The organism is Frankia sp. Allo2 (genome assembly GCF_000733325.1).
GTDB classification, from domain to species: domain Bacteria; phylum Actinomycetota; class Actinomycetes; order Frankiales; family Frankiaceae; genus Frankia; species Frankia casuarinae.
The window spans coordinates 16,392-38,401 of the sequence record NZ_JPHT01000025.1; the positions used below are offsets into that span (position 1 = coordinate 16,392).

General features: G+C 68.5%; 22 protein-coding genes. 13 read left to right on the forward strand and 9 right to left on the reverse strand.

Going from position 1 to position 22,010, the window contains the following annotated elements; genetic code table 11:
* Positions 1–2,169 carry a prolyl oligopeptidase family serine peptidase gene (locus ALLO2_RS16030; RefSeq protein WP_035733084.1) on the forward strand — a complete coding sequence of 723 codons (2,169 nt, stop codon included), beginning with the start codon at positions 1–3 and terminating at the stop codon, positions 2,167–2,169.
* A gap of 91 nt (positions 2,170–2,260) precedes the next feature.
* Here the strand turns inward: ALLO2_RS16030 and ALLO2_RS16035 are convergent, their stop codons facing one another.
* Positions 2,261–2,686, reverse strand: a complete 426-nt coding sequence (locus ALLO2_RS16035; RefSeq protein WP_011437295.1) for a GNAT family N-acetyltransferase — start codon at positions 2,684–2,686, stop codon at positions 2,261–2,263.
* Between the two features lie 58 nt (positions 2,687–2,744).
* Positions 2,745–3,524: a sporulation protein gene (locus tag ALLO2_RS16040; protein ID WP_035733087.1), complete on the reverse strand. Its 780-nt coding sequence runs from the start codon at positions 3,522–3,524 to the stop codon at positions 2,745–2,747.
* Between the two features lie 223 nt (positions 3,525–3,747).
* Between ALLO2_RS16040 and ALLO2_RS16045 the strand changes: the two genes are divergently transcribed.
* On the forward strand, positions 3,748–4,323 hold the full coding sequence (locus tag ALLO2_RS16045) for a hypothetical protein (RefSeq protein WP_035733167.1): 576 nt from the start codon (positions 3,748–3,750) through the stop codon (positions 4,321–4,323).
* A 65-nt stretch (positions 4,324–4,388) separates the two neighbouring features.
* Here ALLO2_RS16045 and ALLO2_RS16050 read toward each other — a convergent pair whose 3' ends face one another.
* Positions 4,389–5,378, reverse strand: coding sequence for an aldo/keto reductase (locus ALLO2_RS16050; protein ID WP_011437292.1), 990 nt, complete (start codon positions 5,376–5,378; stop codon positions 4,389–4,391).
* A 287-nt stretch (positions 5,379–5,665) separates the two neighbouring features.
* On the opposite strand from ALLO2_RS16050, the gene ALLO2_RS16055 reads away from it, so the two are divergent.
* The 3 genes from ALLO2_RS16055 to ALLO2_RS16065 all read left to right on the forward strand — a co-directional run bounded on the left by ALLO2_RS16055 (position 5,666) and on the right by ALLO2_RS16065 (position 8,832).
* Positions 5,666–7,024, forward strand: a complete 1,359-nt coding sequence (locus ALLO2_RS16055; RefSeq protein ID WP_035733168.1) for a TerD family protein — start codon at positions 5,666–5,668, stop codon at positions 7,022–7,024.
* A 62-nt stretch (positions 7,025–7,086) separates the two neighbouring features.
* Positions 7,087–7,764 (forward strand): AIM24 family protein, encoded by a 678-nt coding sequence (locus ALLO2_RS16060; RefSeq protein WP_035733091.1) that lies wholly within the window; start codon positions 7,087–7,089, stop codon positions 7,762–7,764.
* Positions 7,765–7,848: 84 nt separating this feature from the next.
* A complete protein-coding gene (locus ALLO2_RS16065; RefSeq protein WP_011437289.1) occupies positions 7,849–8,832 on the forward strand; it encodes an AIM24 family protein in 984 nt (327 codons plus the stop codon).
* Between the two features lie 42 nt (positions 8,833–8,874).
* Here the strand turns inward: ALLO2_RS16065 and ALLO2_RS16070 are convergent, their stop codons facing one another.
* The 3 genes from ALLO2_RS16070 to ALLO2_RS27340 form a co-directional block, all read right to left on the reverse strand.
* The gene (locus ALLO2_RS16070) at positions 8,875–10,440 is read right to left on the reverse strand and encodes an FAD-dependent oxidoreductase (protein WP_011437288.1); all 1,566 of its coding nucleotides are present in this window, start codon (positions 10,438–10,440) and stop codon (positions 8,875–8,877) included.
* Between the two features lie 268 nt (positions 10,441–10,708).
* Positions 10,709–11,638, reverse strand: coding sequence for a DMT family transporter (locus tag ALLO2_RS16075; RefSeq protein ID WP_035733093.1), 930 nt, complete (start codon positions 11,636–11,638; stop codon positions 10,709–10,711).
* Between the two features lie 15 nt (positions 11,639–11,653).
* Positions 11,654–11,860 carry a hypothetical protein gene (locus ALLO2_RS27340; protein ID WP_139168594.1) on the reverse strand — a complete coding sequence of 69 codons (207 nt, stop codon included), beginning with the start codon at positions 11,858–11,860 and terminating at the stop codon, positions 11,654–11,656.
* Positions 11,861–12,932: 1,072 nt separating this feature from the next.
* On the opposite strand from ALLO2_RS27340, the gene ALLO2_RS16085 reads away from it, so the two are divergent.
* The 4 genes from ALLO2_RS16085 (at position 12,933) to ALLO2_RS16100 (ending at position 15,688) form a co-directional block, all read left to right on the forward strand.
* Positions 12,933–13,793, forward strand: a complete 861-nt coding sequence (locus ALLO2_RS16085; RefSeq protein ID WP_011437285.1) for a hypothetical protein — start codon at positions 12,933–12,935, stop codon at positions 13,791–13,793.
* A gap of 49 nt (positions 13,794–13,842) precedes the next feature.
* Entirely contained in the window at positions 13,843–14,169 is a 327-nt protein-coding gene (locus ALLO2_RS16090; protein WP_023841168.1) for a multidrug efflux SMR transporter, read from the forward strand.
* Positions 14,170–14,598: 429 nt separating this feature from the next.
* Positions 14,599–15,060, forward strand: coding sequence for a flavodoxin family protein (locus tag ALLO2_RS16095; protein ID WP_082456722.1), 462 nt, complete (start codon positions 14,599–14,601; stop codon positions 15,058–15,060).
* Between the two features lie 328 nt (positions 15,061–15,388).
* On the forward strand, positions 15,389–15,688 hold the full coding sequence (locus ALLO2_RS16100; RefSeq protein ID WP_035733096.1) for a hypothetical protein: 300 nt from the start codon (positions 15,389–15,391) through the stop codon (positions 15,686–15,688).
* A 139-nt stretch (positions 15,689–15,827) separates the two neighbouring features.
* Here the strand turns inward: ALLO2_RS16100 and ALLO2_RS16105 are convergent, their stop codons facing one another.
* Complete coding sequence (locus tag ALLO2_RS16105) at positions 15,828–17,027, reverse strand: helix-turn-helix transcriptional regulator (protein WP_023841166.1); 1,200 nt, start codon at positions 17,025–17,027, stop codon at positions 15,828–15,830.
* A gap of 256 nt (positions 17,028–17,283) precedes the next feature.
* Between ALLO2_RS16105 and ALLO2_RS25740 the strand changes: the two genes are divergently transcribed.
* The 4 genes from ALLO2_RS25740 to ALLO2_RS16125 all read left to right on the forward strand — a co-directional run bounded on the left by ALLO2_RS25740 (position 17,284) and on the right by ALLO2_RS16125 (position 21,093).
* Positions 17,284–17,685: a recombinase family protein gene (locus tag ALLO2_RS25740; protein WP_023841165.1), complete on the forward strand. Its 402-nt coding sequence runs from the start codon at positions 17,284–17,286 to the stop codon at positions 17,683–17,685.
* A 514-nt stretch (positions 17,686–18,199) separates the two neighbouring features.
* A complete protein-coding gene (locus ALLO2_RS16115) occupies positions 18,200–19,165 on the forward strand; it encodes a nucleoside triphosphate pyrophosphohydrolase family protein (RefSeq protein WP_035733176.1) in 966 nt (321 codons plus the stop codon).
* Positions 19,162–20,190: a nucleotide kinase domain-containing protein gene (locus tag ALLO2_RS16120; protein ID WP_023841163.1), complete on the forward strand. Its 1,029-nt coding sequence runs from the start codon at positions 19,162–19,164 to the stop codon at positions 20,188–20,190. The genes ALLO2_RS16115 and ALLO2_RS16120 overlap by 4 nt, the downstream gene beginning before the upstream one ends.
* Positions 20,191–20,301: 111 nt before the next feature.
* Positions 20,302–21,093 (forward strand): hypothetical protein, encoded by a 792-nt coding sequence (locus ALLO2_RS16125; RefSeq protein ID WP_035733106.1) that lies wholly within the window; start codon positions 20,302–20,304, stop codon positions 21,091–21,093.
* 6 nt (positions 21,094–21,099) lie between these two features.
* On the opposite strand, the gene ALLO2_RS16130 is transcribed toward ALLO2_RS16125, so the two are convergent.
* Both ALLO2_RS16130 and ALLO2_RS25745 read right to left on the reverse strand, forming a co-directional pair.
* Entirely contained in the window at positions 21,100–21,375 is a 276-nt protein-coding gene (locus ALLO2_RS16130) for a type II toxin-antitoxin system mRNA interferase toxin, RelE/StbE family (protein ID WP_035733108.1), read from the reverse strand.
* Positions 21,359–21,661: a hypothetical protein gene (locus ALLO2_RS25745; protein WP_023841160.1), complete on the reverse strand. Its 303-nt coding sequence runs from the start codon at positions 21,659–21,661 to the stop codon at positions 21,359–21,361. Before ALLO2_RS25745 ends, ALLO2_RS16130 begins: the two co-directional genes overlap by 17 nt.
* Between the last annotated feature and the right edge of the window lie 349 nt (positions 21,662–22,010).

A 22,010-nucleotide genomic window follows, 5' to 3' on the forward strand; every position in this document is an offset into this window, starting at 1 on the left:
ATGATCCGACCCGCGGTGGTGGCGCAGCCGGTGGTGGGACGGCCGGTGGTGGGACGGCCGGTGGTGGGACGGCCGGTGGTGGCGCACACCGTCGACTCCGGGCGTCCCGGCGATCTGTCCGACGCCTGGGTCGCGGCGGCGAGCTGTCGCGCACCGAGTACCGGCCCGCATGGTCGGCTCGCCTTCGTCGGCGATCGCGGCGGCGCCCCCGCGCTGTGGATCCGGGACCCGGATGGCCGGGAGCGCCCGGTTGACACCGGCCCCGGTCATGTCCGGGCGGTCCTGTGGTCGCCGACCGACGACCGGATCGCCGTCCACGTCGCGCCGGGCGGCGGGGAGCTCACCGAGGTCCGGACCGTCCGGGCGGACGGCGGTGACCTGCGCCACCTGGCCGGCGGCGGGAGGCGGGCCGCCACCCCAGCCCGCTGGACCGACGACGGCCACGGCCTCGTCGTGACCGAGTCCGACCGCTCCGATCCGTCCGGCCGCACCGCCGCGGTGCTGATCGACTCCGACGGGCGACGGACCCGCCTCGCCGCCGGAGTGGCGCTGCAGGTGTGCGACGTCGTCGTTCTCCCCGACCCCGCGCCGGACGGGACGGGGAGCGGCGGTCCGGGGCGGGGCCCGGCCGGTGGCGGGTACCGCCTGCTGCTGCGGGAGGGCCCCCGTGGCGTCCGGCGGGTGCTCGTGGTCGACACCATGATCGCAGCCAGGGAGGGGATCGCAGCCAGGGAGGGGATCGCAGCCAGGGAGGGGATCGGCGGGTCATGGCAGGTGCCCGGCGGGACGGCGACCACCGTGACCGGTCGGTTCGTCGCCGACGGCCGTCGCCTGCTGCTGCTGTGCGACATCGGGCGGGACCGGGCCGCGTTGTTCGACGTCCCCGTCGACCCCACGGGCGATCCGACCGGCGGGCCGCGGGTCCTCGCCGCCCGGGATGACGCCGATCTGGAGCGGTTCGCCCTGCTCGATCCGGATCGGGCGGTCGTCGTCTGGAACGTGGGCGGGCGCAGCGAGCTCGCGCTGGTCGATCTGCCCACCGGACGGTCACTGACGCTGCCGCCGCTTCCCCGCGACGTCGTCACCGGCGTGCTCGTCCGGCCCGGGGGGCGGGAGCTCGTGCTTGCCCTGGATGGTGCCACCAGGCCGGGGGAGATCTGGACCTGGGATCTCACCGCGCCATCCGCCGGCTACCGTCGGCTGATCTCGCACGCTCCCGTCGAGGCAGTGACCATCCCGGGACCGCGGGTCGTCCTGAACATCGACGTTGACGGCCTGGGATCCGACAGCCCGGGGCCATCCGGGCCATCCGGGCCATCCATGCCATCCGGGCTATCCGCGCCGGCGCGTGTACCCGGGATCCCCGGGCCCCGCACCGGTGACCACCCGCGGCTGGTCCGTCCGGTGCCGTGCGCCCTGCCGGCCCACGACGGCCGGGAACTGTCCGGTTGGTGGTACCGCCCGCACGGCCCGCGAGGACCGGTCCCGACCCTGCTCCACCTGCACGGCGGCCCGGAGGCGCAGGAGCGTCCCGTCTACAACCCGCTGTTCCAGGCCGTGCTCGCCCGGGGGATCGCGGTGTTCGCGCCGAACGTGCGCGGCTCCACCGGATTCGGCCGGTCGTTCGAGGAGGCCGATCACACCCATCGTCGGTTCGGCGGCATCGCCGACGTCCGCAGCTGCGTGGCGCATCTGGTCGCGACGGGCCTGGCTGACCCGGACCGGATCGGCGTCGCCGGCCGCTCCTACGGCGGCTATCTGACGCTGGCGGCGATGGTCCACTTCCCGGAGCTGTTCCGGGTCGGGGTAGACGTCTGCGGGATGGTTGATCTGGAGAGCTTCTATCAGTACACCGAGCCGTGGATCGCCGCGTCCGCGGTCACCAAGTACGGTGATCCACGCACCGAGCCGGCGTTGCTGCGGGCGCTGTCCCCGCTGCACCGGATGAGCGCCCTCGCCGCGCCGTTGCTCGTCGTGCATGGGGAGAACGACACCAACGTCCCGGTGATCGAGGCGGAGCAGACGGTCGCCGCGGCCCTCGCTCGCGGCGTCGACTGCCGTTACCTGCTCTTTCCCGGCGAGGGGCACGAGATCGCGGATCTGCGCCACCGCAGGTCGTTCGTCCGAGCGGTCGTCGACTGGCTGACCCCCCGGCTGCTGACCCCCTGACCCCCTGACCCCCTTGTCCCCTTGCCCCCCTGACCCCCTGTCCCCTGACCGCCGGACGGCTGACGGCCGGGGGAGGGACTGCGGAGGGACCTCAGAGTCGGCGGGTGAAGTGGAAGGCCGCGATCGTGAAGCCGGTTCGCAGGTAGAGCCGGTGCGCCTCGTAGCGGTGGGTGCCGGCGTCGAGATGGATATGTTCGCAGCCGAGCCGGCGCGCCTCCCGTTCACTCCAGGCGAGCAGCCGGGTGGCGTGCCCCCGCCCCCGCGCCGCCAGGATCGTGGACAGATCGTCGATGACCAGATGCCGCCCGTAGGCGAGCGAGGTCACCTGCCGGAATCCGACCGCCGCGACCACCCGTCCCAGCTCCCCGTCCCATGACGCGACCAGGCGGTAGCCCTCGGGGCGCTGGACCTCGTTGACGAGCTTGACGAACCCGGTGGAGGTCAGGTGCGGCCGAAGCTGCCGCATGGGGTCGAACGCCAGCCAGGTACGATCCGCCTCCAGCTCCTCGATCTTCACATACCGTATTCTTGCAGCTTCACCAGGTGAGCCGACGTCCCCCGGACGGGTAGAGCGCTCAGAACCAGCCGCGGCGGCGGCCCAGGTGCTCCAGCTGCTGGTGGAGCAGCCCGGCGAGCTGGTGCCGGTCGGTGTCGTGGTGGCCGAGCCGGAACCGGCTGAGCTCGTCGCCGCCGGAGGACAGCAGCCCACCGCGGCGGTCGGCCTCCAGGACGACGTCCACCCCGGAGCCGTCGACGAGGAAGGTGACCTCCAGTTCGGAGATGCGCCGGGCGTACTCGCCCGACGGCTTCAGCTCGATCTCCTGGTAGAAGGGCAGGTCGGAGCCGTGTAGGCGGCCCTTCTCGACGTCGGCGGACTTGAAGTGGAAGCCGAGGTCACCGAGGGCGGCGAGCACCGCCTCCTGGACGGGCAGCGGGTGCACGTTCACCGCGTCGAGGTCACCCGGGTCCNCCGCCCNGGGGATGGCCAGCTTGGTCCGCNCCCCGATCTTCATCCCGTGCAGATGCCACCCGCCGATGTCGGTGATCGGGGTCTGCCACGGCACGGGCAGCTCGAAGCGGCCGCTGATCTGCTGCTCCGGGTGGATAGTGAAGCCGCCACCGATCTGCTGGGTACCGAAGGTGACCTGCTCGTGCCAGGTCGAGTCGTCGGTCTCGACCTCGACGGTCGCCTCGAGCGCGACGAGGACCTTCTCGATCTTCTGCTCGACCTTGCCGCCGGTGACGGTGGTCAGACCGGTCACGACCTGGCCCGGCAGGGTTTCCGGACGGTCCAGCACGGTCTCGACCGCGGCCCCGCCCACGCCGAGCCGCGACATGAACCGCTTCATCCCCATGGTGTGCCCGTCCTCCGCTTCCGTTCTCGTGTGTGCGCAGGACACGTTCTCACATCCGCCTGACGACCGGACCGCCGGAACGGCTCCCGGGTCGGCAGGGTGACAGCGGGCGGGGCGGGTGACAGCGGGCGGAGCGTGTCAACGGGCGGAGCGTGTCAACGGGCTGGTGACGCGGATGGGGTACGGCGTCCGGCTTCGGGGCGAACCGGTACCATTCCGCTTCGTGACCTGCATCGTCGGGGTACAGCAGGACGGCCGGGTCGTGATCGGTGGGGACAGCGCCGGTGTCGCTGGCTGGTCTATCACTGTCCGTGCGGATACCAAGGTGTTTCGTAACAGTGAGTTCATTATGGGGTTCACTGATTCGTTCCGGATGGGCCAGCTGCTCCGCTACAGCCTCGTGCCCCCGGTCCCGCAGGACTGGGATCTCGATCGGTTCATGGCGACGGACTTCATCGCGGTGGTCCGGGACTGCCTGCGTGACGGCGGCTTCGCCCGCAACGACTCCGGCAATGAGAGCGGCGGGCTGTTCCTGGTCGGCCTCCGCGGACACCTCTACCGCATCGACTCGGACTACCAGATCGGCCGCAGCGCGGACAACTACTATGCGGTCGGCAGCGGCGACGAGTACGCCTGCGGCTCGCTGCACAGCACCCGGGGCCTCGACCCGAAACAGCGGGTCCGGATGGCGCTGGAGGCCGCGGCCCACCACTCGACCGGGGTGTGCCCGCCGTTCCACATCATCTCCTCCGACGACATCTCCTCCGACGACGTGACCACCTACGACGCCTCGGACTGACCGGGCGCCTCGGACTGACCGGGCGCCTCGGACTGGCCGGGCGCCTCGGACTGGCCGGACAGCGGTCAGCGGTGGAGCCGTTCCGCGGCCAGCGCGGCGAAGGCCGACGTGCCGGCGAGCGGTTCGAAGCGTTGCGCGGCTGCGGTCAACGTGCCGTACTCGTCCTCGGTGAGCGTGATGTCGGCCGCGGCGGCGTTGTTCTCCACCTGGGCGACGCTGGACGCCCCCGGGATCGCGACGACCGACGGATGATGGATCGCCCAGGCCAGCGCGATCTGGGCGGGGGTGGCGTCGTGCGTGGCGGCGACCTCGCGTAGGACGTCGAGCAGCGGGGTGGCGCGGGCCAGATTCTCGGTGAGGAACAGCGGGTTTATCGCGCGGATCCGCCCGGTCGGGCGGTTCGTGACGTCGTAGCGGCCCGAGAGCAGCCCCTGGCTCAGCGGGCTCCAGGCGATCACGATCCGGGACTCCCGGGCGGCGAACGCCAGCAGCTCCTCGCCCCGCCTGCGCCGAACCAGGCTGTACTCGACCTGGTTGGACAGGATGGGCGCGCCGAGCGCCGCCTCGGCGTCCTGCCAGCGGGTCAGCGAGTAGTTGCTGACCCCGACGTCCCCGACGAGGCCGACGGCGCGCAGCGCCGCCATCCCGCGCATCGTCTGGCCGTCCCTGATCACCGGATTGGGCTGGTGGACCTGATACAGGTCGATGCGGTGCACCCCGAGCCGGTTCGCGCTCGCGACCGCCCGCTGCTCGACGATCGGAGCCAGCGGGAGCACGGGGAACACCTTCGTCGCCACGTACGCCCGGTCCAGCGCGTCCGGGATCCCGGCCAGCGCCGAGCCGAGGATGCGTTCGCTGCGTCCCATCCCGTAGATCTCGGCGGAGTCGAACAGCGTCACCCCGAGTTCGAGGGCCCGGCGCACGATGCGCCCGGCCTCGGTGTCGGCGTAGCTCGCCCCGTACCCCCACTCCCTGGACCCGAACTGCCAGGTTCCGAGGCCGATCTTGGATATCTTCTTACCGCTGGCTGTCGTGATGCCCTCGACGTAGCGCATCTGTCCAGTGAACGCCCGACCATGTCGGAGCGCGAGAGGAGCCTCACCGGTAGCCGCTCCGATGCCGGTGTCGTCGTCGAATCGTCCTGTCCGCGAATCGTCTTGTCCGGGGATCGACAGCGTTCCCGGCGCCGACGTGTTCGGCTGTACTCTCCGGCAGCTGCTAGGTTGCCGGCAGTCCGGTTCGTGCGGATGCGGGCGGGTGCTGGCTGGCCGGTTGGGCACGGTAACGCCGGTAGGTCATGGTTGCGCCGGTCCGGCACGGAATGCCAGGTGGAGGGAGCGTGTTGGTCACCCAGTTCAGTCGAGGGCAGAAGGCGCAGCTGTCGACGATCACCCCGGGCACCGACCTGTACGTCGGGATCCAGATCAATGCGCCGGGGGAGTGGGACATCTCCTGCTTCGGCCTGGACGGCGCCGATCGCCTCACCGACGACCGCTACTTCGTCTTCTTCAACCAGCCGGCGTCGCCGGAGAAGTCCATCCAGCTCCTCGGGCCGCAGGCCGGCGACAGTCAGGCGTTCCGGGTCACCCTCGACCAGGTGCCCGCCTCGATCGGCCGGCTGTCGTTCTGCGCCGCCCTCGACGGTGCCGGTAGCGCCTCGGCTATCTCGTCGGGGTACCTGCGGGTCGTCGTCGCGGGAACCGAGGTGCTGCGCTACTCCTTCACCGGCGCCGACTTCACCAGCGAGCGCGCCGTGATGATCGCCGACATCTACCGCAAGGGTGTGTGGCGGATCGCCGCCGTGGGCCAGGGGTTCCAGGGGGGATTGGCCGAGCTCATCCGCTCTTACGGCGGTGAGGTCGCCGACGAGGCGCCGCAGCCGGCCCCCNCNCCCGGTTTNGGCGCTCCCGGTTTCGGCGCTCCGCTCGCTGCACCGCCGCCCATGGGCTTCGCGGGTGGGATGCCCGCCACCGGCATGCCGGGTGGGATGCCGCCGACCGGCGCGTTCGGCGGACCCGAGATCCTGCCGTCGCAGGCGCGACCCACCCTGCCCGGGGCGATGAACAGCCTGGATCCCTACCGTGAGGTGCCGACCGCCGGTCGGTGGACCCAGCAGAACGGCAAGCTGGTCAAGGTCACCCTCGGTCCGGACGCGTTGGCGCTGCGCGGGTCGATGGTCGCCTACCAGGGCAGCGTCGAGTTCGACTACAAGAGCAGCGGGCTGCGCGGTCTCATCGAGGGCAAGCTGACCGGCCAGAGCCTCAAGCTGATGACCTGCAAGGGCTCGGGTGAGGTCTTCCTTGCCCAGGACGCCGCGGACCTGCACATCGTCGAGCTCGGCAGCTCCTCCCTCTGCGTCAACGCGAAGAACCTGCTGGCGATGGACGCCACCGTGCGCACCGAGGTGCGTCGGATCGAGAGCCCCGGCATCCCCGGCGGGGGGTTCTTCCACTTCGAGGTCTCCGGGCCGGGTTCGGTGGTCGTCATGACCAAGGGGTCTCCGATGACCCTCACCGTGCAGGGCCCGACCTTCGCGGACATGAACGCCCTCGTCGCCTGGACCACCGGCATGCGGGTCAGCGTGTCCACTCAGGTCCGGATCTCCCGGCAGATCTACGCCGGCGGTAGCGGCGAGGCACTGGCTCTGCAGTTCATGGGGTTCGCGGGGCACTTCATCGTCGTCCAGCCGTACGAGGTCTGAGGCGTGTCGACCATCCGGGAAGCGCGCCTGGCGGGAGGACCGCCGGGGGAGAGGAGCGGGCCGTGCAGGGCAGCCTGATCCAGCACTACGGACCAACTCCGATCATGGAACGGATGAGCAGGCACGGCTCGAAGATCGCCAAGGTGGTCATGAACCCGGGCCAGGATCTCTTCGCCCGGGTCGGGTCAATGATCGCCTACGAGGGGTTGATCGACTTCAATCCGCAGCCGCCGCAGCTCGGCCGGATCGCCTCCTCCTGGGCGACGGGTGAGGGCGTTCCGCTCATGACGGCGACCGGCCAGGGGCTGCTGTACCTCGCGGACTACGGCAAGGAGGTCATCGTCGCGCAGCTTGCCGGCGAGGGACTCTCGGTCAACGGCAAGAACATCCTGGCCTTCGACGCCGGGCTGCAGTGGAGCATCGAGCGGGTCCGCGGCATCACCATGCTGTCCGGAATGGGGATGTTCAACGTGGTGGTGCGTGGGCACGGCTGGGTGGCGCTGACCGCCAAGGGCAGTCCGATCGTGCTCGACACCCGGGAGGCGTCGACCTACGTCGACACCGACGCCCTCGTCGCCTACACCGATGGGCTGCGCGTCGAGCCCCGGCGCACCGCCCGGCTCGGCGGGCTCATCGGGCGCGGCTCCGGGGAGGCGTTCCNGCTCGGCTTTTCCGGCCAGGGGTTCGTCGTCGTGCAACCGAGCGAGGACGAGCGGCCGACCTTCTCGGTGCGGGGCTGAGGCCGCGATGGCACGGTGGGGGCGGGCGGCCGGGTACCGGCGCCGGACGGCGGAGCGCACCGCGGAGAGGACGGGGACGGCGACATGACGCAGGGCGGGATGTACGGCGGCCACCCGAGTGGTCCGCAGGGCAACTATCCCGGCGGTGGTCCGGGCTATCCGCCGGGCCAGGGCTATCCGCCGGGCCAGGGCTATCCGCCGGGCCAGGGGACACCTCCCGGTGGCTCCGGTGGGCCGGCCGGCGGCATCCGCAGCAGTCTCCTGGACAATCCCGAGCGTCCCTCGGACGAGCCGTTTTCCCTGCAGAACGGCAAGATGCTCAAGGCGACGCTTGGCGCCCGCGGGATGCGGGAGTTCTATGCCCGCAAGGGCGCGATGGTCGCCTACCAGGGTGCCGCGAACTTCGACGCGCACTGGGAGGGCTGGGGCTCGCGTTTCCACAGCTTCTTCAGCGGCGGCGAGGGCCTGAACCTCATGCAGGTCTCCGGATCGGGTTCGGTCTTCCTCGCCAACCAGGCGCAGGACATCCACATCCTCGACCTGGTCGGTGATGGGCTCACCGTCGACGGCAAGAACGTGCTCGCCTTCAACGCCGACCTGACCTGGGACCTGGTGCGGGTGGACAGCCAGGTCGGCATCGCCGGTGTCGGGAGCTACCAGGTCGAGCTGCGCGGCAACGGCCGGGTCGCTGTCTGCACGTCCGGGGCGCCGCTGGTCATGCACGTAACGCATCAGAACTACTACTTCGCGGACGCCGACGCGGTCGTCGGCTGGTCATCGAGCCTGCAGGTCTCGATGCAGGCGGCGGTGACGTCCTCGGCCGTGTGGCGACCCCGGGGGAACACCGGGGAGAGCTGGCAGATGCAGTTCACCGGCGAGGGCTTCGTCATCGTGCAGCCCTGCGAGCTACTTCCGCCGTACAACGCGCTCGCGGGTGCCGGTCTCGCCGGACAGTTCGGCCTCGGTCAGGGCGGGTTCCAGGGCAACCAGCACGGCGGTCACGGTGGTCACGGCCCAAGCGGCGGTTTCGGCGGTGGCGGCCTAGGCGGTCTGTTCGGTAACCGCTGAGGCGACACCGCCTGCGACGGACGGGCGGCGAGGCGTGGGGGGTCATCTCGCCCGCTCGACGCCCTCGGCGTATCCGGCATTCTTGGCGTATCCGGCATTCTTGGTGTATCCGGCATCCTCGGCGAACACGTCGGGGGTGCGGACGTGTTCGGGCCGAAATCCGATGCCGATGACTCGCCCGAGTAGCCGCCCGAGTACCCGCCCGAGCACCCGCCCGATCCGCGGCGCCGCCGTGGCGGTCACCCCATAGGACATCATGGCCGTCACCAGGTTGGACATCCCGGCCCGCACCGCCCCCGTCATCGTCCTTGCCGTCGCGTTCGTCGTCGCGTTCGTCAGGGGGGCACGCGCGACCTGGCGCGACGGGCTGCCGCCGTGCGCTGGCCGCTCGTCGTCACCCAACAGGCGTACCAGGAAGGCGCCCTGCCGGACCTGGATCATCTGCATGAGCACGACCGGCCAGGTCCGCCGGCGCTGCACCCGCCGCAGCTCGGCCGGCTCGGGTGGCCCGGCCCGCAGCGTCACGGCCATCAGGTTCGCCGTCGCCACCGCGTCCTGGACGGCGTAGTTCACCCCGACGCCGCCCGCCGGGGACATCGCGTGGGCGGCGTCGCCGATGCAGAGCAGACCCGGCTGGAACCATCGGCGAAGCCGGTCGACCTGCACCACCAGGGTCTTCACCTGGTCCCAGTCGGTGAGGTCGTCAACGGCACCGGACAGCGCCGGCGCCGCGGTGGTGATCTGCGCACGGAACGCCGCCAGCCCGCCGGCCGTCCTTGGCTGCCGCTGCGCCGACCCCTTCCGGACCACCATGCCGCACTGCCAGTAGTCGCGTCGATCCAGGGTGATCAGGGCGTGGCCCTTGCGGAGGTGCGCCAGGGTGAATCCGTCCCCGTTTCCCTCCTCCCCACGCTCGTTCCCCTTCTCCTCCCCACGCCCGTTCCCCTCCTCGTTCCCGTTCCCGTCCCTCGCCGCCCGGCGGCCGCTCGCGGACCTGTCACCCATGTCTTTCGGCAGCCGGAACCAGAGGACGTCGAAGGGAGCGCCGCGCTCCCGCACCGGCAGGCCGGCACGGGACCGCAGGGTCGAGTGCCGGCCGTCGGCGGCCACCGTCAGATCCGCCCGGATCTCGACCTCCCCGAGGGGGCCGGCCGCGCGCACGCCCACGACCCGTCCATTCGCCCGGACCAGGTCGGTCGCCTCGGTGCTCATCGCCAGGCGGAACGTCGGATAGGCACCGGCCCGCTCGGCCAGAAACGTGAGAAAGTCCCATTGGGGCATCAGGGCGATGAACGGGCAGGGCGTCCGCAGGTGCCGGAAGTCCACAACGGTCCGGCGCCGGCCCGCCATATCCAAAGCCAGCGTGGCGGCCCGGGTGTGCGGGATGCGAAGGAAGTCCGTCAGCAGGCCCAGCTCCGCCATCACTGCCATCGTGGACGGGTGAATCGTGTCACCGCGGAAGTCACGGGCAAAATCATCGTGCTTTTCCAGCACGATGACGTCCACCCCTGCGCGGGCCAGCAACAGACCGAGCATCATCCCCGCCGGCCCACCGCCCGCGATGACGCATCGGGTGGTCCAGCGCAACGGTGCGGATGATGTTCCCATGCCAGCTCCCCGGATCCCGCCCCGGGCCTGCCCCGCGTCGGCCGCCACCAGGCGGAGCGACCGCGGCGGTCCCCGGAGCCCGTCGTCCCCGTCATCCTGCCCGGACGTCCTGCCCCGCCGAGGAGATGATCGAACCTGCCGTCGCCAGGCGCTGAGACTCCCGCTCGTCAGGTGCAGCCCTTCCAGCGCGAACCATTCGATGGCCGGAGGCTGGACTTCCGCGAGTACCGGTAACAGTTCGACCTCGTCGCCCGCCAGGAGGGGGGCATCAGGAGGGGGGCATCGGGGCGGGGGCATCGTGGCGAGAGACGTCAGGCAGGCGACGGGTGGGGCGTGGCAGGGCGGGCGAGCGGGCGAGCAGGACGACCCCGCCCACGACCAGCAGAGCCGCCACCGTGACACCCGTGATAACCCCGGGGGTGTCCGGGGCGGGTACCCCGAAGACGAGCACGGCGAGAGTGTAGGAGACCGTCGGATTGGTGATGTTCATGGCGGTGACGGTCGGCGCGAGCGGACCCACGGCGAACGCCATCTGCCCGAATACGAGGCTGGCCATCGTGACTCCGCACAGGGCGTAGGCGAACCAGTGGGTCGCGGTGGTAGCGATCCCCTCGTTCAGGGTCTCGTCGGTGGCCTGCTTCATCAGCAGGGCGCTCAGCGCGAAGAACAGCCCGGCGCCGACTCCGAGCATCGCCGCACGCATTGCTGGTCGCCGGCCGCGGGAGAAGACCGTCAGCGTCGCCGCGAGGGCAATGATCGCGAGGATGGTCAGCGCCAGCCGGTATTCGTCCAGGGGAGCATGGGCGGGTAGGCGTCCCTGGACCGTGAGGAGCAGCGCGAGGCCTGCGCAGATCGATGCCACCGCCCACCATGCTCCCCGCGCCATCCGTAGATGGGTGCGGACCAGGCCCAGCGGGAGCGCGAACAGTAACTGGGTGACCATGAGGGGCTGCACCTCGGCGAGGGAACCAAGGTGTAGGGCGAGCGCCTGGGTGAAGAACCCGGCGACGTTTGTCAGCCAGCCCAGCAGCCACATCGGTTCGCGTGCCAGGTCGACCAGATGCCCCATTCCGGGCAGCGCGTGCGTCCGGTCGTCACGGGCGGCGAACCGGCTGCGTCCGGCGGCGCGTTGTTNCAGAGCCGCGGACGACGCGAGCAGGAACGCGGCGCACAGGGCCAGCGGGATGAAGAGCAACACGGATCGTTCGGTCCGTCAGGCGGAGCCGGCCCGCGGGGCGGCTGCCGGCGGGCGGCCGGACGCGCCGGCGGGATGGCGGCCGCCCCGCGCGGGCGTACTCATCGGGCTGGGTGCCTCGTCGGGGAGCGTCGGAGACAGCGGGACCGCCGGGACCGCCGGGACCGGGTGTACGCCGCCGAGCGGCCGGTCGAGCCGCCGCGGCGCATCGCCTGGACCGCGCATGTTGGACACGATGGCCGTAATGTACCGGCCCGGGGAACCGGATGTGATGTATCCCGGCTGGTGGGCGCCGGTGTGATCCGAGCGGGAACGTCCTGCTCGCCGGGCCTCGGCGTAGCCGTCTCACACCCCCGGTCCACGGAAGCGGGATCGCTCCAGACCGACGGGAGCGCGGCGTACGGCCGACCGGCCGTACGCGTTCCACGCCCATGGCGGCAGCGACACCACCGGCGTCGTGCGCGGCGTCGTGCGCGGCATCGAGACGATTACCACGGGGCTGAATTAGAAACGCCTGCGCGAGCCGTTTTCGTCTGCCATGTGAAAAAGATTTCCGTCGGCGACCGGTAGGGTCCGACACGGGCCGGGTGGACGGCTGCCTGCTTGACGCGGCATGGCGGCGATGCAATTTTTTTTGTGACCACCGGCACCGGATGGGATCGGTGGGGCCGGTGCCGTGCGTGTCGTCAATTTCCGTCCCGGGCACGTGGTATTCTTTCCGCTGCTCTACCAGATTCGGAGGTGCGCTTGTGCGTCACTCTCTTCGTGGGCTCGCTGTGGGATCCTGCATTGCGAGCACCGTGCTGATCGGAACGTCGCAGATCTCGGTGACCGCGGCGATCGCGGCGCCGGCGGGGCCGGTACCCNCGCCCGTCCCGGATTCCGCGGTCGCGGCTGGCGCGGTCGGCGCGGATGGCCTGCGGGGCAGGAGTTCCCCAGCCGGCATCACGAAATCCGCGCGGGTGTGTTATTTCGAGACCAGAGGCGACGACGTACACGTCTCCAGTTCCGCTCATGAGGCGTCCGGACACGGCTGGTGGGTCAACATCGACTGCGACGTCACCAAGGCGGTCGTCACCGTCCAGCTGCAGGAGTACTACAGCGACGGCACGTGGCGGAACGTCGGCGCGGTGGGCCGGTCGACGGTGAAGTCCGGCGGCGGCGCCGGAAACCGGGCGACCGGGCGGGGCCACTGCAGGAGCGGCAGTCTGACAGGGTGGCGTAGCGTCATCGACGTGGATCTGGTGGGCGTGCCCGACGACCCGAACAAACTCGTCACGACGGGTCGGAACATCAGGTGCCGGCGGTAGTGCACGAGGGTGACGCGGCCGGGCCCGCCGGCACCCTGTTCGCCTCCCTGTACGGCGAGCTGGCGCCGCACCCGTGGCGGGATCCCTTCGTCGCATCCTCCGACGCGTACAGCCTGTTCGTCGCGAGGTCGTCCGCGCTGGGCTGGCTCACCGAGGCCATGCCGGACGCCTCCGGCGGCCTGTGGGGGATGAACGATGCCGGGCAGGACCGGCCTGCCGCCGCCGGGGCGTCGCCGTCCCGCGCCGCCTGGTTCCAGGTGTCGTTGACCGAACCGGTCCCGAACCGCCGCCCCCTGCCGGTGCAGCCGTTCCTGGCCTGCGCGGACGATGTCGTGGCGCGGATCGGCACGCTGCGGCTGACGGCGGTGCAGCTCCTGCTGCCGGTGCAGCTCCTGCTGCCGGTGCAGGTGTCGCCGGTGGAGGGCCTCGGGATCTCGCCACGGACACCCGCCGTGGGAAGTCTACTGCAGGATGCCGGCTGGTTCGCCGACTGCGCCCCGCGGCACAGAACGCGGGTGCGGGTGACGGTGGACGGCGGGCAGGACCCGGCCATCCGTTCCGCCGCCCCCGCGATGCTCGACTGGCTGCGCAAACTCGACCAGCACGTCTTCTCGGATGACTCGCTCTCTCCGGCGAACGACGACCATCCGGTGCTGGAACCCGCCGTCATCGATGAACTGTGGCAGGGACCTGCTCGGCACCGGGTCACCTTCCAGGGGGCCCTCGCCGAGTGGACGTTGGACGCGCTGGGCTGGCTGGCCGCGTTGCTCGCGGAGGCGAGTGCCCGGCACGGGGTCGGCATCCCGCTACTGGTGACCGCCAGCCGATCGACGAGCCGAACGGGTTGAACTCCCTGGCCGGGGTGACGGCCATCCGGCGCGCCGATATCGTCCGGGTGTGGCCGTCATCGTGCAGTTTATCGTCGCTATAGTGCTGGAGATCACTGGAACGCTGGCGCTCCGGGAGACCAGCGGGTTCACTCGGCTCTGGCCGACCCTGATGGTCTGTGTCTGCTATCCGCTGTCATTTTTTTTCGTGTCTCGAGTGTTGCAGCATCTGGAGATCGGCTTCACTTACGCGGTGTGGTCCGCGGCCGGCACCGCGGCCATGGCCGTCATTGGCGCGGCCGTCTTCGGCGAATCGATGAACGCGCTAAAGGTCGCCTCGCTGGTCCTCGTCATCGTCGGAGTGGTCGGTCTCCAGCTTAGCGGTGCCCGCCGCTGACCAGCTGGTAGCTGGTAGCGGGTTTTTCGGTCGGTCAAAGCGCGGGTAGTTATATTAAGAGCGTGTCTTGTGTGGCCGCTCCGGGTGAACCGCCCCGGGTTCGGTGGAGACCGGGGCGGTTCAGTCAGTCTGACCCCGACCGCTTGGACGTCGTGTGGCGCGCTTAGGGTATCCGGCTCCCCAGATTGAGGCCCTACCAATTCCGGTGGATGTGAAGGTTCATCTCGCCTACCGGGAACCGGGCGGCTGGACCTCTCCCCATCACCGCTTCGGGGATATGGAAGCGGCATCGCGCTACATGGATGCGATCCACCACCTTGCCGGCCATGATGCTGCACGGAGGCGCGTCTGGGTATATAGCCCGTGTACCTGTCCCTAACCACTTGCCCACCTTCTCGTATGAGGGGGTGGGCCTTAGCTTGGTAGGGTATGGCTGTGGCGAAGCTGCTGGTGGTCCATCACACCCCGTCCCCGACCATGCAGGAAATGCTGGAGGCGGTTCTGTCGGGTGCTCGGACGGACGAGATCGAGGGCGTAGAGGTTGAGGTGCGGCCGGCACTCTCAGCCACGGCCTCGGATGCGTTGGCTGCCGATGGGTATATTCTTGGTACTCCGGCGAATATCGGCTATATGTCGGGCGCTTTGAAGCACTTTTTTGATGGTGTGTATTATCCTTGCCTTGAAGCAATCGTCGGCCGGCCGTATGCCCTCTACGTCCACGGCGGCAGCGACACCACCGGCGCCGTGCGATCAGTCGAGACGATCACTGCGGGGCTGCGGTGGAAGCGCTTGCGGGAGCCGCTGACGGTGGTGGGAGCGCTCGACGCTGCTGCCCGCGAAGCATGCTGGGAGTTGGGCGCGACCATGGCGGCCACGCTCGCGGACACGTAGTGTAACCATCCGACGCATGCGACTTTGTGCAAGTTCTGCGAGCAGAACCGTGGCTAAGGTAGGGGTCGCACTTCTACCCTTAGTGTCCGATCTGTCACCCTATGTGGCGCATGGCCCATCGGCGGAGGGGAAGGTTGCGGCGGCAATTATACGCAAGAGTCGCCGCTGAAAACCTGCAACAATGTGGCCCCGAAGCCGCGAATGGGCCGGCAACCTCGACCCGACCGGACACGGGAGCGGCCACCTTTTGTCAGTCAAGTCTTGATGGAATTAACAATATCCCCAATAGTGGATCATGGCCGTATCGTTACAGCCCGAAGGGAAGGCCGTGGCCACCGTACAAAAGAAGGTCTCCGACATTTCCGGGGAAATGGCGGACGACGAGGAGTTCGGCACTCTGACCGTCAAAACTCACCCGCTTCTGGATGCGCCCTGCCAGCTCGACATTTTGCCGCCAGAAGTGGCGGCAATGAAGGAAGCGGGGGACATCGTGCTGTGCGCGGTGAGGCTGCCCGGCGAAGACCAAGCCCGCCAATTCGCCGTGACCCTCCCGGAGTTCCGGAAGGTGGTACCTGACGCCGCGCTGGAGAAGGCACGGGGAGTGCGGGGGCGGCGGGCGCGTACCTAATCGCCCAGCGCTGGGGCCAGTAATCGCACCCATCAAACCCGCAGTCGCGCCCCTCCCAACGTAACACCGGCATCACGGGGTCCAGAGCCATCGCTGTCTCTGGACCCCTCGCCCATTTGAAACCGCACTTATCCCGTACTCACTTGATGGCTTGGGCCAATACGTCGAGGCCGTTAGCGCGCGCCCAGCGGACCGAGGTGGCGTCTTGCAAGGCGTGTATGAGCCGCCGCGCAAGCCTTTGCGTAATAAACCACTCCGGTGCGACCTGGTGGACGCCTGCCAGCGTCTTGACCGCGCCAGCGTAGCCCTTGGTGGCAACCTGCGCCTCCGCGACGGTGAGCAAATACCGCTGCCACGTCGTTTCCCGGATTGCTTCGCCCCGGCGCACCCTGCGCGCGAGGAACAGCGCCCGGTCCGCCTCACCCATCACCATCGCATTTTCAACCTCGATGGTGTCAACCGTGGTCGGGCCGAAGGCGGCCCAAAAGCTGCTCACGGTCATGTAGTCGTTGCCGAGCCGCCCGGCTACCTCTTTGGCCGTAGCCAGATACGCGGAACTGGCTGCCGGGCGGTTATTGCGGGCGGCCGACGAGCTGGCGCGGGTGAGCAAACGGCCGTATTGGGCAAGATGCACATCGGTCACTTCGCCCGTGGGTTCAATGGCTTCCGCCATAAAGCGCGCCGTATCCTCGGCATCGTCCAACCGGGCTTGCCGGGTGAAGTTCCAGGCGATGTTATCGGCGGCGCTCGCCCGAAGCAGCTCATCACCGGCATTTTCGGCCGCGCGGATTGCGCGCTCCGCCGCCGTGATTGACAAATCCTCCCGCCGAAATTGCAGGAGGACCAACGACGCCATGAGATAGCTACGAGCTGCCAGCCGTTGCCCGACAATGGCAAAGTCGCCCGTGGCCGCACCCGCGGCCGCGTCCGCAGCGATCAGGAGCCCGGGCGCCAGCGCCAGCGCCTCTTTGTACCGATTGGCCTGATAGGTCTGGGTTAGTTCAATGAGCGACTGCCTGACGTCCCCCATGTTGGGCGCGTCGCCCCTGGCGGGGCCAACGGGTACCGGCACCAGCACCCGGCGCAGCGCGGCCAAGTCTGCGGTGTCGCCGTTGTCGTCACGGTCGAGCGGACCGCCGTAGGAAAGGAGGTCCGAGGTCGTGACGCCCAGGACGCGGGCAAACGAATGCAGGGTGGGGAGGCTCACGGCATCCCTGGCGCCCCGTTCCAACTTCCGGACCGTGGTGAGACTGACGCCAGCCCGCTCCGCGAACTCATCTTGAGTGAGGACGGCCCGGACCCGTAGTTCCGCGACCCGCTCTCCGAGGCTTCCAGCCATAGGCCCAGCGTACCGACTTCCGTGGCGAGGCGGGCGCACTGGGNAATTGTGGCCACGACCCGCATAGGTACTTGGCGGTGGGCCGGNGGAGTTGGTGGTGCGCCTGGGGTCACCTCGCGGCGAAGTGACCCCCTTGGCATCTGTCCGCAGCGTGACAACTACGCCACGCTTCGACCCAGGCTCCCGCCGTCTGCGAGGTACGGCCCCGGGCGGCGGGAGCCCACCAGCCGCAGGAGGCAGACGAGGGGACACAGTGATGAGCACGAAGCCGGAGGCGTACGGCTATATCAGTGTCGAAGGCGAGGATGAAGCCGAAATTGACCGCCTCCAAAATATGGTGACGCTACACGCTCTCGCTGAAGGTCTCAGCCTCGAAGAAACCTATGTGGATCGTAATATCCCCATCGCCCAGGTGAGCGGCCGCCCGGCGCTCGCCACCGTGCTGGCCCTCGTAAATGAGGGTGAGGGCGTGTACGTCATCGTGCCGAACCTGGACGCCATGTCGAAGGCATCGGGTGTCCGGCGAGCCATCGCCCTTGAAATCTCCCAGGCCGGCGGGCATTTGCAAATTGCCAGCGGGGAGGCGAGCAACCATCTTCCTCTCCGCCAGCCTGGAACCTCATACGCGGTGCCTCTACTCCGCGACAGTGCCGGATGACGCGGCACACGCCAAAATCGCCGGGTGCCCGCCAACGAAGTCGGGACACCCGGACAACGCCCCCGCGACCCAAGGGGGTGACGAGCATGGGAGGGTGACAGTATGAGCGACTAGCCACGCTGCTGTNCCGCCGTTGTACCACGCGCACACGCCGAGCCCGCCCCTTCGAGTGCCCGGGGCGGGCTTGGTGGCGTCGCATTTATAACCGCGCCGGATGTATTAATACCATCGCCCGGTGGTTTGTCAAACGCGCCGTTTCACGGCCTGGTCATTGAGGCTGGCGAAAACTCGAGTTTTGCCAAGTCACGCCATCGCCTAACCAAAAATCAATACCTTTGAGCCTGGTGTCGCTTTTTGTTCATTGTGCGACACCACTTTGGCGCGCCCTAAAACGTGAAAGTGGGAGCGCCGTGGCGAAAATCGGGTGGGAAAGTTGGGGTTAATTGGTGGAGGTGCCGTAGCCGCCCGGTTATTCTGCGGAGGTAGGTCCTGAAATCGGCCCGTGGAGGCCACCGTGGATTTTGCCACCTTCCAGCGCAGCGCCAGCGAGACCAGCCAACTGCGGCTCGGCGGTCCGCAAGGACCCATTGCCCCCATGCTCGGGCTGGCGGGCGAGACCGGCTCCATCCTCAGCGTGTACAAGAAGTACCTGCGGGACGGCATCGACCTGGCCGCCAACCGGGAGTTTTTGCGGGAGGAGCTGGGCGACCTGCTGTGGTACGTCGCGGCCGTGGCGACGGCGTGCGGCCTCGACCTGGACGACATCGCCGGCCACAACCTCCGGCGCACCAGGGACCGCTACCCGGCCAGGGAGGTNCCCCNCCCGGTGGAGGGCCTGCCGGTCTTTGACGCCGCGTACCCGCCGACGGAGCGCTTCCCCCGGCGGGTGGTGGTGGCGTTCGCGGAGCGGCCGTTGCCCTCCGGCCGGACCGTGGCGACGCGGCTCTTGGTGGAGGCGGAGCCCGACGCCTTCGCGGACGCGGCCACCTGGACGGCCGGAGGCAAAGAGGTGGGGTACCGGGTAGGCGGGGAGCTGGGGAACAACCTGACGGACAACTCCCGCACCGTGGACACCTACCGCTATCACGACGCCATCCACATGGGATTTATGGCCGTGCTGAACTGGTCGCCGACCCTGCGGGCGCTGATGCGGGTCAAGCGCAAATCCAACCCGGAGACGGACGAGTTCGAGGACGGCGCGCGGGCCATCTTCGCGGAGGAGGGGTTGGCCGCGGTGCTGTCGCGGCTCGCCAAGCGGCGCACCGGGTTTTTGCAGGAGACGAGCGTGGACGGGGAGGTGATCGAGGTGGCGAAGGCGGCGGCCGTGGATTTGGAGGTGGAACCGCTGCCCGCGTGGCTGTGGCGCTCCGCCATCTGCCAGGGCTTCCGGGCCATGCACCTGCTGGGCGAGAACGGCGGCGGCTACCTCATCGGGGACCTGGACGCCCGCACCCTGCGGTATGAGAAAATACTGGCGTGACGAAGCGGCCACTGGTCCCCCGCGAGGGCATATACGAACTGTACTGGCATTTTGCCTCCGAGCGCCAGCGCGCTTTTGAGCGCCGCGTCGCCAGGGAGCCGGGGCCGTGGACGGATGACCCGATCCTGCAAACCTATAAATTTTGCAACGTCTTCCGGGCGGCCGACCGCGTGAGCCAGTACATGATCCGGGACGTGTGCTACCACGCCGAAGCTTGCACACCGGAAGACCGGGCGTTTCAGATCGTGGCCTTCCGCACTTTCTCGAAGATGGAGACGTGGCGGAGTGTGCGCGGGTTCCTCGGCCGGTATCCGACGCTGGACGATCTGGGCGACGGCTCTTTTACTGCGGCCCTCGACCAAGCCAAGCGGGACAATGGCGGCCTCTATACCGGCGCCTTCATCCTGTGCGCCACCGACGCCTACGGCCAGTCCTTGAAGCACCTAAACCATGTGGAGCTGTTCCGCCACATGTTTTTGAAGGAGGCCCTGGGCGAGCGCATCCAGGAGGCCCCGACCCTGCGGGCGGTGTATGACCTCCTCCACGGCTTCCCGCTGATGGGCGACTTTATGAGCTACCAGTGCGCGGTGGATCTCAACTATTCGGACCTGACCAACTTCTCCGAAAACGACTTCACCCAAGCGGGACCGGGGGCGCTGCGGGGCATAAAAAAGGTGTTCGCCAGCCTGGGCGACTACACCCCGACCGAGGCCATCGGGTGGATGGTGGAGCACCAGGCCGAGGAACTGGCGCGGCTGGGGATGCCCTTTGACGGCCTGTGGGGTCGGCCGCTGCACGCCATCGACTGCCAGAATATCTTTTGCGAGACGGATAAGTATTGTCGGGAGGCCGCGCCGGAGCTGGCGAGCGGCCGGACCCGGATTAAGGCCAAGTTCGCGCCGAAGGCGGAAGCCCTGCCGCTGTTCTTCCCACCGAAGTGGGGGATCAATGACCGGCTGCCGGTGGGTGGCGTGGTTGCGCCCACGGTGCCGCCGGTAGCGGAGCGGCAAGCCTCGCTGTTCTAGGGCAGGCAGGCCAGGCCGGGGCTCGCCGGACGGGTGGCGTACCATGATCCCATCTGGGTCCGTTGGACCCACCGAGAGGACTGGCGCACACCCACCATGACAACCCCCTGCGTGTTCTGCGGAGCCACCGACAAGAAGATCACGGGCGAGCATGTCTTTGCCGACTGGATCGGGAATACCTACTTCCCGAACGATGACGGCACGGTGGAGCTAGTGGCGGCCGACGGACAGGTCCGCTCCTTCCCGGCACGGCCGTTTACGCACGAGGTCAGGATTGCCTGCGGCGACTGCAATAGTGGCTGGATGTCGAGGTTGGAAGAGAAGGCGCAGCCGTTCCTGAAGGAAATGCTATTTGGGCGGCCGGTGCGGCTGCGTCCGCGTGACCAAAAGCTGTTGGCGTTCTGGGCGGTAAAAACGGCGCTGGTCCTCGACCACCTCCACCCCCGCGCACGGGTCGTGCCCGACGCCGAGTATGGGGAGCTGTACGCGGCCAGGGAGGCGCGGGAACCCAGCCGACGGCACATGGTGTGGATCGGGGGCCGGTCCGTGCCGGTGCAATCCCAGGGGCAGCAGCTGGTTATTGCGTGGAAGGAGCCCATTAGGAATTTCCAAGCGGACTCCGCGGAGGTGGGCGACCAGATTCTTGACCTGGCCGAGCAGGGACGGACGCTTTACCGGGTGACCTTCGGCCTGGGAGCGTTGGTGGTCGGGGTATTCAGCCACGACTTTCCGGCCGTGGTGGAGGTGTCCTCGCCGGAGGTTAAGGTGATGGAGCAGATTTGGCCGGTGACGGGAACCTTCCGCTGGCCCTCTACGCCTTCCGTGGATGTGGTGGGTGGCGTGGAGGGCGTGCATCGGATGTTTGGCGGTACCCCTGCGAATCCAATCCCGGCAGCGTCGTAGTCGGCACTATCCGCCGTACACCTGATTGTGGGTGCCGACGTCGAGGAAGATAAACGCTGCCTCAGTCTCTAGGTAAATCACCCGCACATCACCCGTGATGGAAAAGGCGCGGTAGCCGGCCAGCGTGCCTGTCAGGGCGTGGTCGTCTAAAGGGGCGCCCCGCGCGCCGTCGGCAAACAGTTTGACCCGGACCTCGAACTGAGCCCGTAGCCTGGCATCAGGTGCNATACGCCGTCTAAAGTTCTTCTCAAATTGGCGGTGGGACTTAATCGCCTTCTGCACGGTCGAGATAGGTTAGAAAGTCCTGGGCGCTGGTGAAGCCCGGCAGCTCTCCGGCGTCGTTCTGCGCCAGAGCTTCGGCGGCCAGACGATGGAGCCGTGCGGCTGCCGCCGGCGAGGGCTCCCCCCACTCGTCACCGAAACTCAGGACGCGGCCCTCTGCTTCGGCCTTGGCCCACACACGGAAATACGCCTGGAGCGAGTCAAAACCAAGACGCTTCGCTCTGGCTTCGAGCCCTTCGCGAACAGTGCGGTCAATTGGAATGTGGAGGGTAGTTGTGTCGCTCATTACACTAAAATGATATTGAAACGACACCACTATGTCAACCGTCTTCCAGGGTTGTGGCCTTCCCTGTCCGCGTTTCGGCGCCCGGCCTCGGTATGTGATCGGGGAAGCAAAAGACAGCATCTAATGATGCGTTGTCTTCCCTAATAGCTTTAGCTAACCTCGCTCGTGCCTGTGGGAAGTGTGGGAAGGCCGCCAACGGCGGGCTTTCCAAGACCTGGGGGCAACCTGCTTGTCCCCAGGTCGTCACTTTCCATCAGGNGTTGTCCGGTGGTGGGCGTAAGCGTCGCCTGTGGGCCGAAACCCTTTGCCCTCCTGAAGGAAGTTTGGGGACAGGAGGCCCAATGCGCCC

Bases quoted from the DNA above. Each gene is read 5' to 3' on its own strand.
- ALLO2_RS27340 (WP_139168594.1), bottom strand. From the start codon at position 11,860: ATGCGCGGTCCAGGCGATGCGCCGCGGCGGCTCGACCGGCCGCTCGGC.
- ALLO2_RS16105 (WP_023841166.1), bottom strand. From the start codon at position 17,027: ATGGCTGGAAGCCTCGGAGAGCGGGTCGCGGAACTACGGGTCCGGGCC.
- ALLO2_RS16070 (WP_011437288.1), bottom strand. From the start codon at position 10,440: ATGGGAACATCATCCGCACCGTTGCGCTGGACCACCCGATGCGTCATC.
- ALLO2_RS16095 (WP_082456722.1), top strand. From the start codon at position 14,599: ATGGCTGTGGCGAAGCTGCTGGTGGTCCATCACACCCCGTCCCCGACC.
- ALLO2_RS16065 (WP_011437289.1), top strand. From the start codon at position 7,849: ATGACGCAGGGCGGGATGTACGGCGGCCACCCGAGTGGTCCGCAGGGC.
- ALLO2_RS16050 (WP_011437292.1), bottom strand. From the start codon at position 5,378: ATGCGCTACGTCGAGGGCATCACGACAGCCAGCGGTAAGAAGATATCC.
- ALLO2_RS25740 (WP_023841165.1), top strand. From the start codon at position 17,284: ATGAGCACGAAGCCGGAGGCGTACGGCTATATCAGTGTCGAAGGCGAG.
- ALLO2_RS16030 (WP_035733084.1), top strand. From the start codon at position 1: ATGATCCGACCCGCGGTGGTGGCGCAGCCGGTGGTGGGACGGCCGGTG.
- ALLO2_RS25745 (WP_023841160.1), bottom strand. From the start codon at position 21,661: ATGAGCGACACAACTACCCTCCACATTCCAATTGACCGCACTGTTCGC.